This window comes from Nocardia sp. NPDC059229, assembly GCF_042754165.1.
GTDB lineage: Bacteria > Actinomycetota > Actinomycetes > Mycobacteriales > Mycobacteriaceae > Nocardia.
Genome location: NZ_JBHZAK010000003.1, coordinates 170,972 through 187,634, shown reverse-complemented (window position 1 = coordinate 187,634; position 16,663 = coordinate 170,972). Strand labels below are relative to the sequence as shown.

General features: G+C 71.1%; 1 protein-coding gene (only partly in view). It reads right to left on the bottom strand.

From position 1 onward, the window contains the following. Positions 1-23 precede the first annotated feature (23 nt). Positions 24-16,663: the 3' end of a hypothetical protein gene (locus tag ACFXHE_RS09720; RefSeq protein WP_379381598.1), read on the bottom strand. 17,080 nt of this gene lie beyond the right edge of the window; only the last 16,640 of its 33,720 coding nucleotides appear in the window; the start codon falls outside the window, past its right edge; its stop codon occupies positions 24-26.

Genomic DNA, 16,663 nt, shown 5'->3' with positions numbered 1-16,663 from the left:
GAATCGGCGAACTCACCCGCGGGTCATCCGAAAATGCCCGCGCGACGTCCCGGATCCGCGAGCACATCGCGGATCAGCAGGCCCAGGTCGGCGTCCGATGCGACGGTGCGGTAGCGCACCTCGCACTGCGGGGCGCCGCCCACGCCGACCAGCAGGCGGTTGAAGCCCTGCTGGGTGCGCTCCCAGTACACGTCCGCGCCCAGCCGGTCCACCTCGATGGCCTGATCGCCCACTCGCAGCACGAGGCCGGCCTGATGATCACGGTAGAACATCACCCGCAGGCCGTCCATGTCGTCGTAGACACCGGCCAGCGAACCCGCGCCGGCCGGAGCCGAATTCAGCTCACCGGTCAGCGGGTTCAGCATGGCGAATTCGCCGAATCCCGAATGCGAGCGCAGGTACACCCCGGTGCCCGAGGACGCCGGACCCGAAGCCCGCGGGAAACGGTTGCCGCCGCGCGAGCGGCCGGTGTTGGCTCCGCCCGGCTGCTGCCCGCCCTGGCCTCCGCCCGTGGGGCCGCCGGGGAATCCGCCCGGGGTTCCGGACGCGCCGTTCGAGGCGCTGCGGTTCGCACCGTAGCCGTTCGCGCCGTAGCCGTCGGACGGGCTGTCCGGCAGGGGATTCCAGCCCGGAGCGCCCAACGGGCCCTGCGGTGCACCACCATTGGGCCCGCCCGGGCCACCGGGCGCATGCGGGCCGTTCGGCGACCCACCCGGAGTCGACGGCGAGCCCGGATACCCCGGGTTCTGCCCGTCGGGCGAGCCCGGCCACTGCTGAGACCCATTGGGCCACTGCTGCGAACCGTTCGGCCACTGCTGAGAGCCACCCGGCTGCTGTGCAGAACCGGGCCACGAACCCCACGGCGGCTGTTGCCCGTTCGGCGACTGACCACCCGGCCACCCCGGATCCACCGGCGTCGGCACACCCGGCCACGAACCCCCGGGCGGCACCTGCCCACCCGGATACGGCGGCACCGTCGGCGGCTGCGGCATCTCGGGCATCCCCGGCACCTGCGGCATCTGCGGAGCCCCACCGGACCCGCCCGGATACGGCTGCCCACCCGGCCCACCCGGCGGCAGCGGAGGAGGCGGCGGCTGGGGAGGATTCGGCGGCGCGGGCGGCTGCGGCGGATTCGCATCCGGCGGCAGCGTCCACGGCGCCGCCTGCTGCGACGGCTGCGGCGTGTACTGCGGGAACTCTGGATCGAACTCCCGAGGAACCTTCGGCAGATGCGACCGCACATGCCGCCAATCCACCCCCGACCGCTCCGAGTCCGGCACGGCCCGACCAAGCGAGGAGTCACCGGAGTCGGTCCCGGCGTCGCTGCGCGGCTTTTCCGCGCCGATCGGCGACTCCTGCCCTGCCCGCGCAACGGGCGGCGTCTCGACGGGCGCTGACCTATCCGCCTCGTGCTGGTCCGGGTCGGCCACCGGCGCGGCGGAACTCGACCCCTGAGCGTCGATTCGCCCGGATTCAGGAGTGCCAGTGGGCATCTGGAACTCATTCCGCACTATCAGCGGAGTCTCCACGGCCGCGGACTTCTCCGGCTCGCCCGGTTCCGGACCGGCGACCGGCGCTCCGGGATTCGATTCCTGGCCGTCGGGCCGCTCGGATTCGACAGTGCCGACCGATGATTGGGGCTCGTGAGGTACGGCAGGACCGGTCGGAGTGGCCGGAGCTTCGCTGCGGTTGGCCTCCATCGCCGCGACCGCCCCGGGCGGAACGATCGGAGGGTTGCTGCTGGGAATCGGATCGGACTCAGCGGTGCCGACCGACGATTCGCGCTCCTGGGGTACGGCAGGACCGGTCGGGGTAGACGAAGCCTCGCTGCGGTTGGCCTCCATCGCCGCGACCGCCCCGGGCGGAACGATCGGAGGGTTGCTGCTGGGAATCGGATCGGGGGCCTCGGGGAGGTGGCGGATGGCGCGGGCCTCGGTGAGGGTGCCCTGGACGAGGACCTGGCTGAATTCGTCGGGGAGGTCGTAGATCGGTTTGAAGCGCCAGGTGGCGCCTTCGGGGGGTGCGCCGGTGCGCCACTCCATGATGAGGCCGTCGGTGGTGGCGAAGAGGGCTGCCACCTTGGGGTTTCGGGTCCAGGAGGTGGCATCGCTCTGGACGCCCAGGTGGGAGGTGTGGCCCTCGTAGTCGAGGTCCAGGGTGCCGCGGGCGGACACGACGCCGCGGAGGCCGTCGAGGTAGGCGGGGTTGACGGTGCCGTCGGGGAGCAGGCGGGGGATGCCGCGGTAGAGGGCGTCGTCGTTGGGTGGGAGGTTGCCCTCGTAGAGGACCGCGCCGTGCGCGTCGGGGACCTCACCGGTGGTGAGGACCTGGGTGACAACGGAATCCGGGTCCGGACCCGGCTGCGCGGCACCGTCCGGCTCGGCGTGCGCGGCACCGTCCGGCTCGGCGTGCGCGGCACCGCCATCGGAGCCGCTGCCGGGCTTCTGGCCGCCACCCGCGACCGGTCCGCCCGCATCGGGGTCGGGCCCCTTCGGACCCGAGTTCGGTTCTTCGGGACCAGTTTCCGGCTCGCCACCCGAAGGCCGGCCGGGGCGCGGGATGTTCTCGTCTACCCACTGGGCGAGGGCGTCGGCTTGGTGGGAGTGTTCGGCCGCGCGGCGGAGATCCTCGAAGGCGGTGGGGCTTCCGGGGCCGTTCGCCAGGACGGTTTTGCCCTGCAGGTGATCGATGGTCGCATCGATGTGGTCGGAAGTGAGGTCGGAGGCGGCGACGCGCAGGCCGGTCGCGGCGTGGAAGTCGGTGATCGCCTGGTTCAAGGCGGCGCGAGCCTCGCCGCGCGCGGCGGCGGCCGCCTCGTGCGGCGTGACCTCGGCGCGGACGTGGGCGGCCCACAGTCGCCTCAGCTCGGTGGACCAGCGATCGGCGGCGGTTCGGGCCTGGTCGACCCGGTCGGCGGCGGCGCGCAGGGCGTCGTCGTGTGCGGCGGCCGCTGCCGGGTCGGTCGGCTTCGGGGGGATCTGGACCACGGCCAGATCGGCCTGGGCCGCGCGGAGTTCGCGCTGCGCGTCTCGCGATTCGCGGCGAGCGGTATCCAGGGGTGTCTCGGCGGCGCGGGCGCGCGCCCGCGCCTCGGCCTCGTGACCGGCGATGAGCTCCTGGATCTGGTGCACCCGGATGATCGCGTCGTGCAGACGCTGGATGCGCGGGGTGGCCGCGGCCTGCTCGTCCGGCGTGCGGGCGTGCTGGGCCGCCTCGGTGAGCGCCTCGCGGTACCGCTGCGGCGTCAGGTCCGCGGGGTCGACCCGCACGCCCTGTGTCGCCCGCTGCTGCTCGCGAAGGGCCTGATCCAGTTCGCGGCGCAGGGTGTCCACCGGGGCTTCGCCCGGCCGGGCACCGGCCATCAGCGACCGGTCGAGCTCGTGCTCCGCCGCGCGCAACCGGTCCTCGGCCTCGTTGTAATGCTCTGCGGCCGTGCGTAGTTCGGCGACGCGGACCTCGTGGCCGGAACGCAGCGCCTCGTGCACGGGCAACTGCTCGAGGTGCTCGATCGTGGCCGCCAGCCGCAGCGGTGTCAGATCCTCGCCGTCGACCCGGCGGCCGGGAGCGCCCTCGAGATGCGGCTCGTGCGCGTCGGGATGCGTGATCCGCGACAGCGCATGGTCGCGCACCCTGCTCGCGCGCTCGAAATCCTCACGCGCGCTCTCGAGTTCGGTCGCGGCCCGGAGCGGACGCAGTGGTTGCGCAGGCTGCTGGGCGGGCGCGATCGCGTCATTGTACTCCTGCGCGAGCTGCTTCAACTCCTCGATGTCGGCGGCCCGCTCGCGGACCTCGGTGCGCAATTCCTCGACGGCAGTGCGGGTTTGGGCGTCGTCCGGGCGCTCGAACTTCTCGATCTTGCCGTCCCGGTAGGCCTCGTAGGCCTTCGCCAGGCGCGCCGGATCGTCGCCGAGTTCGAGGCCCTGGAGCCGGGCCCACGCGGAATCCACCCAGGAGGGATCGTCGGAACGCGGTGGCTCACCGATCGATTCGGGATTGAAGTCGCGCAGCAGGGCGGGCGCGGCCGGATCGTGGATGGGCAGTTCGCCCTCCGCCACCCGGGGATCCGTACTCGGGTCGAAGCGCAGATCGTTGTGGTAGGGATCGATCCCGCTGAGCGTGCGCGCGTATTCGGTCAGCGCGTCGACCAGTCTCGGCTGTTCCAGCGAACGGTGCTGCATGTCGTTGATCGCACGCAGCAGGGCCTTGGGCGCGATGCTCTTGGCGTCGGGCTCGAATCGGTCCGCGGTCTTGTTGTACTTGCCGGCGAACAGTTCCTCCCGCGCGATACCGAGACGCTCGGCCAGGCGGTCGCGCGCGGCCAGCGCCGCCCGTTCGTCCACGCCGCGCACCGATTTCGCGTAGCGGACCAGATCCTCGACCGCCTGCAGTCGCCGCACATTGCGCAGGCCGGGATCGGTCAGGGCCCGGGCCAAGCTTTCCGGGGTGAGCGCGGAGGGCTCCAGATCCAGCCGGTTCGCCAGCTGCTGCAGGGCGGCGTTCAGATCGTTGAACGACTCGATGTCGTCACTGCTGCGCATGAAGTCGCGGATGCCCTCGATCTGCGCGGCGTGCAGTGCGTTGTCGTGCTGCAGGGCCTGGATGGTGTCGGCCAGCTTGTCGGGTGCCAGGTTGTCGAGATCGACGCGCAGCTTGGCGGCCAGATCCGCACGTGCCGTGTGCAGTTCGTCCAGCGAACGCGTCGGTCGTGCGGGCGCGGTGTGCGGGGCCGGGTCCGCGGGCGGCTGTTCGACGACCCGCCACGGGCCCGCCGGATGGTCGCGCACCGTGGTGGTGGGAATCGTCTCGCCGCCGAGTTCGGGCTCGTGGAAGCGCGCCTCGGGCGTGTGTTCCGCGACGACATGCACCCGGCCCTGCCCGTCCATGGTGACCTTCTGGAAATCGAGTCGCAGGCTCCCGTCGTTGAGCCGGCGGCCGATCTCGGGATGCTCGGCGAGGTACTCGGCCAGCACCCGCTCGTGCGCGCCGTCGGCCCGGATCACCGTCAGGCGCGGCGGGTCACCGGGCAGGACGGCGACACCGCGATCGAGCGGCGCGCCGCCGTGATCGCCGGTCCAGGAGCGGGCCGCGTCGTCGGCGATGTCGTTCGCCGTGGTGCGCAGGTCAGCATCGGCGCGCACGTAGTCGTCGACGGCGCGGCCGAGATCGGCGATCTGGTCGGCGTGTTCGCGGACCGCCATGCGCAATTCGGCCACGGTGTGCGGCAGGCGCTCCGGGGTCAGGTCGTCGAGGCCGACGCCCAGTAGCTGAGCCCAGTTGCCGCGCTCCTCACGAACCTGGTCGCGGTCCAGGCCCTGCGTGAAGAGCACGCCCTCCTTGCGGGTCAGCAGCTCCTCGGGAGACAGGTCGTCGAAGTTGAGGGCGGGCTCGCCGCCATTGGGGGTGCCGTCCCACTCGAGGGCGGTGAACAGCGGGTCGTCCTTGCCGAACAGCTTGAGCTTGCGGGCGAGTCGCGAGACCGCCCAGTCGTGGCGGGTCGGATCGCTGTGCACCAGCTCGCGCAGGAACCGGCCCAGCGGGTCCTTGTCGAAGTAGTTGACATTGCGGCTGTAGGGGATGCGGGCATCTTCCGCGTTGTAGCGCTGTGCGGCGTCGAACAGCGCCTCCACCGCGCCGGCTCGTCGCAGCATCACATACGTCGTCTCGTCGACCAGGCGGCGCAGCGTGGCCGGATCGGCGGTGCGCACGTCGATGCCTTGGCGCGCAGCCTGTTTCAGGACCTCTTGCAGGGCCGCGTCACGGACGTCGAGGCCGTCCGCGAGCGCCTTCGGGAGCGCGTCGCGCGATACCGGCGGGTCGGCCTGGTGGGCAGGGGTCGCCGGATCCGGGTGTGTCCCGGTATGTCCGGAGTCGGGGTCGCCACCGGCGGGCAGCTGCGGCAGCGGCTCGCGCTGCGTGACCTCGGCCGGATCGGTGGTGGGGTCGGGGGGCGTGTGCTGTCCGGCGGGCCTGGGCTCACCCGGGTTGATACCCGCGAACTCCAGCTCCCCCGCCACCCGCGCCCGGGTGGCGGGATCCACCTCGCTGTACCAGGGCTCGTACTCGCCGCCGTCACGGGTACGCATGGGCACCAGTTCGGAGGCCACATCCGGGACTCGCGCCGTGAGGTGGTTGACGAACGGCAGGTCCTCGCGCGCCTTCCAGAGGGTGGCGAACTCCTTGCCGAGGCGGGACGGGTTGATGTCGAGGTGTTCGAGGAAGTTGTTGTGCAGCCAGCCGCCGACCTCGTGGATGATCTGCTTCTGGCCGGTGCCGTCCATACCCGAACCCGAGGCGTACTTCGGGTACTGGCCCTTGAATCCACTGCGCACCATGTCCCACAGGCGGCGCACGAACGGCGGGCGGGCCGCGGGGCGCTCGGCCGGCAGACGGTCCCCGGGCAGGGGCGGGCGGGCGGCCGGTTCCAGGTGGCGCACGCCGTCGGCGTCGGTGCGGACGGTGGCGTGGACGCGCTGGCCGTCGACCTCGAGGACCAGGCGCTGCGGACCGGACGGCTCGGGCTCGTGGAAGGTGGCCGCCATCAGATCCGCGACATCGTCTGCGCGGCGGAGGGTTTCGTCGCGCAGCTCCGCCAGGGTCGCGGCCCGGTGCTCCGGCGCGAGGCGGTCGAGATCGACGCCGAGCAGTCGGGCCCATTCGTCCCGGGCCTCGGCGAGCTGCGCGCGCTGCTGGGGGTCGGTCGCCGCATCGTGGCGGGCGGCGAAGTCCTCGAGGGCCTCGATCGCACCGGCGCGCAACATGTTCCGGTACTGCAGCTCGCCCGCGACCTCCGGCAGGCGCTCCCGGGTGAGGTCGGCGTCCGACAGGCCCAGACGGGTGGCGATGTCCTGGCGCAACTCGTCGAGCGTCATGGCGCGCGGTGGGGTTCCGGACCGGTGGGTGGAATCCGACCACGGCTCGAGCGGGAGGTCCCGCGCCGCGCCCGTGAGGCGAGACGCGTTCTGTTCCAACGCCTGTCGACCGGCGGCGGCCTCCTCGGCCTCGGCCTGGTGCAGGCGGTCCGCGATCCCCAGATCCCGGAACTCCGCCTCGATGGCGCGCAGCTCGCGCGGATCGACCTCGGAGCGCCAGTATTCCTCGCCGCCGTACCGCTCATCGGTGGTGAGCGGGCGGAAGTCCGCGGTATCGCGCATCGACGCGGGCCCGGCGCCGGTGTCCGGATCTCCGAAGAACCCACGCGCCTTGGCCATTTCGGCTAGCTCTTGCAACGAGGCGAGCGCATCCGGCCGCTTCGACAGCGGCTCCACCATGCCCAGCCCATCGGCCAGCCGAGCCAGATAAGCCAGCTCCTCCGGGGTCCGCTGCCGCGCACTCTGCTCGAGCGGCGCCTCCCCCAGGAAATCCGCAACCGCCTTCAAAGTAGGCGACACTGCCGCCGGATTCACCGACAACGGCTCATCCCCCGCCGCCGGCGAAAGCTCAACGGTCGCAGCCGCAGACGAATGCGGCGGCACCTCGAGAGTCGGATCCCCGGAACCCGGCGGCGGCAACTCGACAGTCGGATCCCCCGAACCTTGCGGCGGCAGCTCCACAGTCGGATCCCCCGAACCTTGCGGCGGCAACTCCACAGTCGGATCGCCGGATCCCGGCGGCGGCAACTCCACAGTCGGGTCCCCGGACGAATGCGGCGGCACCTCCACGGTCGGGGGCTCGGAGGACTCCGACGGCAACTCGACAGTCGAGCGCTCCGACAACGGCGGCAGCTCAACGGTCGGGCGCTCCGGTGCAGGCGGCAGCTCAACCGTCGGATCCCCCGAACCCGGCGGCGGCAACTCCACAGTCGGGTCCCCGGACGAATGCGGCGGCACCTCAACGGTCGGACGCTCGGAGGACTGCGGCGGCAGCTCGACGGTGGGGCGCTCCGACAATGGCGGGAGCTCGACCGTGGGGCGCTCCGATAGCGGTGGGAACTCTACTGTTCGGCGCTCCGAGCGGGGTGGGAGTTCGAGGGTTGGGGCCTCCGAGGAGGGTGGGGGTGTGGGGTTGTTGGACGGGGTGGGAGGGTTGCCGTCGTTGCCGGAGTTCGGGTCGTCGTCTGGGTTCGGGGTGGGCGAACCGGCGGTGGGGTCGTCGGGGCCGCCGCCGGAGCCCTTGCCGCCGGAGCCGGACTTGCCGCCCGCGCCAGCGGGATCCGCTTCGCCGGGGCCGGAAGACTGTGCGCCGGTGCCGGAGCCGTCGGAGCCGGGCTTGCCCCCGGGGCCGCCGGGATTGGGCGAGGTTGGGCCGTCGCCTGAATCGTCGCCGGAGTCGGTGCCCTCGTTCTTGCCGGGGTCGGCGCTCTCGTTCTCACCGGTGGCAGTGCCGCTGTTTTCGCCGGTGACAGTGCCGCTGTTTTCGCCGGGATCGACGGGCTGGCGCTCGGCGGGCTGGTGGCGGGGATCGCGCGGGTCGGGGCCGGTGAGGTGCTCGTCGACCCAGGTGGCGAAATCCTCTGCGCGGTGCAGGTTTTCGGCTGCCTGCCCGACTCGGTCGGTGGCATTGGCCATGGCTTCGATGACCTCGTGCGCGTTCTCGCCACGGGGTGTGACGATGGTGCGGTTGGTCAGATCGGACATGGTTTCGGCGAGCTTGTCGCGGGTGAGGTCGGACTCCGATATCCGCTGACCGGTGTGCTCGTACAGGCTCTCGATCGCGGCACGCACCTCGGCGCGGGCACTGTCGACGGCGCGCGCCGCGGCGGCGCGGGGCGTGTCGGTGGCGTTGCGGGCATCGGCGGCGAGGTGGTCGAGCTGGGCCTGCCAGCGGGACGCACGGTCCATGACGTCGAGGTGGTGTTCGGCGACATCGGCGAGGCGGAGCAGGCTGCGCTGTTCGGGGGTGAGCTGGTCACCGGGGGTATCGCCGAATTCCCTTCGGGTCTCGGCGATCCAGTCCCGGGTGAGGTCGGCCTCGGCGACCGGGAGACCAGCGTCGGCCGATTCCACGGCCAGCTTGGTGATCTCGGCGTCCTGCTGCGCGTAGTTCAGTTCGCGCTCGGCCTGCCGCTGCGGCGACTCCCCGGCGCGTACCGACTCGATCGGCTCCGGCCGCACCGCGCCCTGGAAGTCCAGGGCGGTCTGGTACTTCCGCACGGCCTCGCGGAGCGGGTCGAGTTCGTGGGTGAGCTCCGCACCGCTCTCCGGGAGCCCACGCGAGATCCGGTCGAGTTGCCCGACGATCTGATCCTGGTGTTCGGGCCAGCCTCCCGGGGTGGCGGCGGCCTTGGCGACCACTTCGGCTCCGGCACTGTCGACTTCGCGACGCCACACGTCGGCCGGTGTCTCGCCCGGACCCGCCGCGGCTTCGACGGCTGTGCGCAGCCGCGACTCCTGCCCATCGACCCGGGTCTGCGCGTCATTGAATTCGGTTGCCGCCCGCGACAACTCGTCGATGCGCTGCTGGGAATTGAGCGGGTGGCCGTCCTCGCCGGTGCGGTTGGCCAGGTACTCGAGGGTGCCCGGCAGCCGTTCGGGCGTCAGATCGCTCGCCTTCAGGGCGCGGTCCGAGCCGGTGTCCAGGTGATCCATGGCGGCGTCGCGCTGATCGCGGGCAGCGTCGCGGGCCTGCCGCGCCTCGGCGAGATCGCTGGCCTCCTCGAGCGGACTCCGGTGCGGCGCTTCGGGTTCCGGCGTGGAGGTGAGCGCGTAGTGCTCGGCGGCCAGCCGCTGCAACGCGTCGATATCGGCCTCGCGGGCCCGCACCTCCGCGCGCATCTCGTCGAGCATCCGCCCGAGCTGTTCCGGCTTGGGCCGCTCGTGCTGTTCGATCTTGCCGTCACGGTAGATCTCGTAGACCTCGGCGAACCGGGCGTCGCGGACGCCCTGGACCAGTTCGACGTACTCGGCCAGCGGGAGCGGGCGCTGATCGGACCCCATCCCCGACATGTATTCGTCGTAGGACGCCCGGAGCCCGGTCAGTTCCTCCGGCGTGAGCTCCTTCGCCCTGAGCTTCTCCAGCGTGGCCGTCTCCGGCAGCGACCGCAGGGCCTGTCGCATCTGCTCCGGCGACATCCGGTCGTGCAGGCCCGGCAGCTGATCGCGATACGACCCGACCATGCGGTCGATGTCGTGGACATCGGTGCCGAGCAGGTGCGACCAGACACCGGTGGCCTGTGACGGATTGCCGGAAAGCGGGTGCTCGCCGACGGTTTCGCTCAACAGGCCGTGCAACAGCTCGGTAGCGGAGTCCTGGTGGATCGGCAATACGCCGTCGGCCGCGCGCGGATCGGCATGCGGGTCGAAGCGCAGGTCCGGATGGTACGGGTCGAGGGCGCCGAGCGCGTGCGCGTATTCGGTGAGCGCCGCGACCACGTGCGGACGCTCCCCCTCGCGGCCCAGCGCATCGTTGATGGCGCGCACCATCGCGGGTTTGCTGGTGCTGTCGGCATCGGGCCCGTAGCCGGTGATCTTCCTCTTGTCGTCGCTCTTCTGGTACTTCGATCCGTGCAGGTCCTCCGGATCGACACCGAGCCGCCGCGCGAGCCGGTCCCGGGCCGCGGTAACCTCCGCCTCCTTGGCCTTACCCAACTCCCTCGCGTAGTCCAGCAGATCGCCGATGGCCTGCGCGCGACGCGCTCGCTTGGTGCCCGGATCGGCGATCGCCTCGGCCACACGCTGCGGGGACATGTGTTCCGGGTCGATGCCCAGCACATGGCCCAGATCGCCGAGTTTGTCGCTGAGCTCGTGGAAGTTGTCGATGGCGTCGCTGCTGCGCATGTAGTCGGCCATGCCCTCGACCTGCGCGGCCCGCAGCATATTGTCCTGACGCAGGGCGGCGATGGTCTCGTCGAGGTGCTCGCCCAGGTCCATGCGGGTAGCGCCCTCGAGGCGGGCGGCAACCGCATTGCGTTCGGCGCGCACCACATCCGGATCGCGTGGCGCACTCGGCGTTTCGCGCCGGGCGGGTGTCTCGGGGTCCGGCGTGGCGGGCCGGGCCTCGGGTCGGACGACCTCCCAGGGACCGTGGCCGTCACGCAGCATGAGCATCGGAGCCCGGTCGCCGCCGGGCTCCAGGTTCGAGAAGCGGACCTGCGGGGTGGCTTCGTCGACGACGTGGAGCACGCCGTCGTCGTTCATGCCGACAGTGCGGTAATCCAGGTGCAGTTCACCGCGATTGAGCATGCCGGCGAGCTGCGGATACTTGGTGAGGGCCTCGGCCAGACGCGCGTGGTGGTCCTCGTCGCCACTGATCACGACCAGACGGTTCGGGTCGCCGACGTGCTCGCCCGGGCGTACGCCGATCCCGGACTCGAGCATCGCGCCGCCGTTGGCGTCCATCCAATCGTGCGCCGTGCCGTCGATCAGCTCTCGGCCCCGCTGCTTCGACGCTTCGTCCAGCTCGATGAAATGCTCCACCGCAGCTGACAATTCGTTCAGATGATCACGGGCGTCACGCACCGCCATCCGGTGCTCGGCAATGGTGCGATCGAGTCCGCCCTGGCCGGGGCCGAGTTCGTCCAAACCGATACCGAGCAGCTGAGCCCAGTTCGACCGCTCCTCGGCGAGCTGGTCGCGCATCAGAGCGTCACGGAACAGATCGCCCCGCTCGCTCTGCCGGAAACCTTCGTCCGCGTCCTCGAAGTGGTTCGCCCACTCGCCGTTGTTGTTGGTGCCCACGGCGTCCAGGAAGGTGTTCCGGGGCTTTTTCGGCTGGAAGCGCTCCGACGGATCATCCGGCGCGGCACCGTATTTCTCCCGCTTCCGGTCGGCCTGCCCCTGTCGGCGCTCCAGTTCCTGGACCGCGTGGACCTCCCGCACGAAGCGGCCCAGCGGATTCTTGTCGTTGATGGCGACCGGGCGACTGGGGACCTCCGCCTCCACCTTGTTGAACTCGTGCGCAACATGGTTGAGGGCCTCGAGCGCGGCGGCTCGGCGGATCAGCTTGTACGCCTCGTCGGTGACGACGCGGCGCAGCGCGTCCGAATTCGCCTCGGAGAGGTCGTATCCGTGGTCGGCGGCCACCCGCGCCAGCTCGCGCAGCGCGGCGTCACGGGCCTCGATCGCGTGTGCCACGGGCTCGGGCAGGTTCGAAGCCCAGTGGTGTTCCGGCAGAGCCGGCAGTTCCGGGGCATGCGAGCCGGCCGGGAGCTCCTGTGTCTGCCCTTCCTGCCGTTCGCGGAGGTAGTCCGCCTCGGTCTTCATCCCGCCCAGGCGCAGGCTGGCCTCGTTCTGGGCGCGAAGGTGCGGATCGGCCTCGGAGTACCAGGGTTCGTATTCGCCGCCGCGGCGTCCGCGCATGGGCACGACATCCGCGGAGACATCCGCGACGCGGCTGGTCCAGCGCTTCAGGAACGGCATCCGCTCCCGCGCCTTCCAGATGGTGGCGCCCTCCTTGATGGCGCGGGCCACGGGAGCCTCCCCCAGGACCTCGATGGTGTGGGGTTTGTGTCCCGGGGCGACATGCTCGTGCGGATTCACCTCCTCCTCGAGGGGGAAGTCGTGACCGAACATGTGAGCGACGCCTCGGATGACCTTCGCCTGTCCCTCGCCGTCACCGTGTTCGTAGCCCGACATGTACTTGGGGTACTGGCCCTCGTAACCCTTGAACGAGCGCCAGGCCCGCCGGAGCAATCCGACTTTCTGTTCCGGGGCACCGGGTTTCGACTCGTATGCCACGTCCGGGCGATCGACCACCCTGAGCCCGTGCGTTCCGTCCGGTCCCGCGGTGACCTCGACATGCACGCGGTGGCCATCGGCCTCGATCACCAGCCGCGGACCGGCCGCCGGGTCCGGTTGGTGGAAGGTGGCGGCCATCAGGTCCGCGACATCGCTCGCACGGCGCAAGGTTTCGTCGCGCAGACCGGTGAGGACACCCTCTGGATCGTGGGCCAGGTGTTCGGGATCGACGCCCAGCAGTCGCGCCCACTCGTCGCGGATCTTTCCGAAGACCTCACGCCCCTCGGGCGTGGCCGCTCGATCGTGGAGGTTCATCGCATCGCCGAGTGCCTCGATGGCGCCGGCGCGCAGCAGGTTCCGGTACTGGAGTTCACCGGCCAGCTCGGACAGGCGTTCGGGAGTGATGTCCTCGGGCCGCAACCCCAGGCGGTCGGCCAGCTCCTGGCGCAGTTCCGGCAGCGTGAACATGCGCGGTTCGCCCTCGGCAGGACCGTGATTCGCCTCTGCCCACGGCTCGAGCGGCAGCCCGCGGGGCGTCTCCCCCGCGGGCCGCTCCACCGGCTTCGGGAGGAAGCGCTCCTCGTCCGATAGCCGGCCGAAGTCCTCCGGGCGCAACGTTCGCGGCGGACGATCACCCTGTGGATCACCGAAACCACCACGGGCGCGTGCATTCTCGGCCACGTCCCGCATGGCGGCCAGCGGATCCCGCTGCTGGCCGATGAATCTCTCCATGCCGAGCGCATCCATCAGCTGTGCCGCGTACGCCTGTTCGGCGGGCGAGTGCTCACGAAGGCTGGGCGGGGCCTCGGACCGGCCCAGGTAGTCGGCCACCGCGTGCAGAGCCGGGGACGCGTCCACCGGATCGGCGGGATGCGTCACATCCCCTGCGGGAACGATCAATTCCTGGGTGTGAGCCTCGGGGAAGGCCGGATCGACCATGTTCTCGGTGTGCAGGCGGGTATCCGGCAGCGTCGCCTCGGCGGTCGAGCCCGCCCCCCGGCCCGGCTCGGTCGGTTCCGAATTCGGGTCGTTGAAGGTGACCGGCTGGTCCGGCCGGCCACCGGCGCTGTCCCACATCGCATCCGCGGTGGCCTTGGCCTCCTGCGCCTTGGCCTCCGCCTCGGATGCCCGAGCTTCGTACAGGGCGCGGTCGGCGCTGCCTTCCGGCAGCGAATCGGCCACACCGCGCAGCCACTTCGCGTGCTGGTCCGCCATTTCGGCGTTCCAGTCGGCCTGGACGGCCTCCTCGCGCCGCAGCCATGGACTGCGCTCATCCGGTGCGGATCCTGCTGCCGCACCGTTGGTTTCGGGCTGCTCGCCGTTACCGGCGGGCGTCTCGTGGTCACCGCCGTTCGGCTCGGGCTCCGGATTCGGCGCCGCCTCGTTCCCGGGTGTCGGCGGCTGCTTGCCGCCGGCGCCACCGGCGGCCGGATCGGCGAGACCCTCACCCTCCGGCCCGTTCTTGCCACCGCCCTTGTAGTCACGAGCGCGAGGGTTGTCCTTGTCACCGCCCTCGGACTTGTCCGGATCGACCGACCCGGCGGCGCTGTCCGCGTCGCCACGGCGGCCCTGCGGCTCGATCGGAGTCGATTCGCCATGCGCGCCATGGTCATTCGTGCTTTCGGCCAGGTTCGACGGAATCGACTCCGGCCGCGCGCGGCCGACCGGTGATTCGTCGACGGCGATCTCGATCTTCGGAGAGGACGCGACGCGACGGGCGGCGGGCGCGCGCTCCTCCATCGGGTTCGGGCCGGTCGGCCTCGAAATCGCCTCGGGCGGCATGTGATACGGGGCGTCGATGCGCGCATGCTCCGCCATGCTGTCCATCAGGTGCCAGTACAGGACCTTCGCGGGTTCGGACGCCCGCTCGCCGTTGTATTCGACCTCCTGCAGCGCCTCGGCCATCGCCTCGCCGCCGTCGAAGGCGTACTTGCGGCCGAAACCCACGCGCTCGGTCCCATTGCGGCTGTACCCACTGAGCTGATCCAGCCACTCCTGGAAGGCGGCGCGGAATTCCTTGCGGCCCAGGTCGGGCCGGGTCGCCTCGAAATGGTCGCGCAGGACCCGCAGAGCGCTCCGGGACGGGCGATTCCGGATCGCCCCGGCCGGTGTGGCCTCGACGTCCATCGCGTGCGCGAGCTCGTGCACGATCACCGCGTGCACGGGGCGTCTGGCGGCGCCTCGCGGGGTGATTCCGGCCTTCACCTCGGCGGCGATCGCCCTTCGCAGCGGCCCGTACTCGTGCGCGTAGCGCGAGTTCAAGACGATCGCGTCGGCCTCCAGCTTCCGCGGCCCGCTCTCGAAGCGCCGAGGGATCGTGCGCTCACAGAAGGCGTAGATCTTGTCGTTCTCCACGTCCTCGATCGAGATGCGCTTCAGCTTCCGGACGGCCGGATAACGCCGCATCATGTCGTCGACGGCACGGGCGAATTCGCGCGCGACATGTGGATCGACCTTCGCGTCGTCGAAGCCGGTGACCTTCAATCCCCAACGCTCGGTGAGCTCTTCGGCGGCCTCGGACGGCGACTTGGACGACCATTCGTCCAGCGGGAGGTTGATGGTCTGCCGCTCCGTCGGGGACGCGGCGAGGTACTCCTCCTTCGGCACCCGGGGACCCCGCTCCGATTCCGGCGGGGGGATGGGCTTGCCGTCGTCGTACCCGGTCGGGCGCTGCTCACGAGCAGGCGGAGCCTCGCCCTCGTGCGGCTGCGTCGGGTGCTCCGCCGGATGGTCGCCGTCGGACCGCTGGGATCGCCACCCGCCGAAGCGAGAATCCCGGGGCTGCTCGCCTTCCAGGATGTCCTCCCGCTCGGGACGCGCCCGCTCCGGTCGCGCCTCCTCGGAGTGGCGCTGCTCGGACCGATCGGACTCCGGCCTGGCCTCCTCGCCGCGACGCGGCACCCCGGCCGGGTGCTCAGTCGCCAGACGCTCGGTAGCTGAGCGCTCAGTGGCTGGACGTTCCGTGGCCGGGCGCTCAGTGGCTGGGCGCTCAGTCGCCGGACGTTCCGTGGCTGGGCGCTCAGTGGCCGGACGTTCCGTGGCTGGGCGCTCGGCCGCGGGCTCCTGCGGCCGCAACTCGCCCTCGGCAGCGGGGCGCTCCTCCGGCCGAACCTCGCTGGGCCGCACGGTCTCCGGGTAATCGCCCGGTGCGGGAGTCTCGTCGCGCGGTGTCTCCGATCGAGCAGGGCGCTCCGGCTCACGGATCGGGTCGAGCTGGGCGTTGCGCTCGATGTGGTCGAGGCGGTCGGTCATGGCGGCGTGCCAGTCGGGGTGGCCGTTGGCCTCGAACTCGGGGGCCAGGGCGTCCAGGCGGGTGCTCGCCGGATGCGTCTGCTCCGGTTGCCGGTCGTGAGCCCCCACCGGGTCATGGGCGCCCGCCGAATCGCGAAGGCCTGCAGGGCTGTGCACGGCGCCCTCCGCTCGACCACCCGCCGACTCGCTGTTGACGGCAGGGTCGTGCATGAAGGTGGCCGGAGGCTCGACGCGGGTTCTCGGGCCGCCCGTGGCGGGGTGTTTCGCGGCGTGGTCGGCCAGGGCGTCGATCAGGACCTTGTGGATGATCTTCGCGGGCACGCTGGCGTTCTCGCCGTTGAGCTCGACGTCGGTGAACGCCTCGGCCGGGGCCTCGAAGCGGTTGATGCCTCCCATATCGAGGCTGTAGCGCGAGAGATTCTTTCTCAGCCAGTGCTGGAAGCCGACGATGCTCCCGTTCTCGGCCACATAGTGCTCGGCCAGCGCGTCCATCATGGCCCGGCGGGTGACAATTTGGCCGGTGATGTCCACGGCGTGCCCGAACTCGTGCACGATGTTCCCGTAGATCGGGCGCTCGGCCGAGCCCGGCACGTGGAACTTCGACCCCTCGTCGATCGCGGCCAGTCGGGCCAGCTCGGCGGGTTTGCGGGCGAGATCCGCGCTGAGGACGATCTTTTCGACGTACCAGCCGGCGTTGGTGCTCCGCTCCGGCGTCGACCGGGCGTAGACGTTCTCCGGCAGATCGCCGATTCGGATCGACCGCACATTGGTCGCGGGGTACTTCGTCATCATCGCGTCGA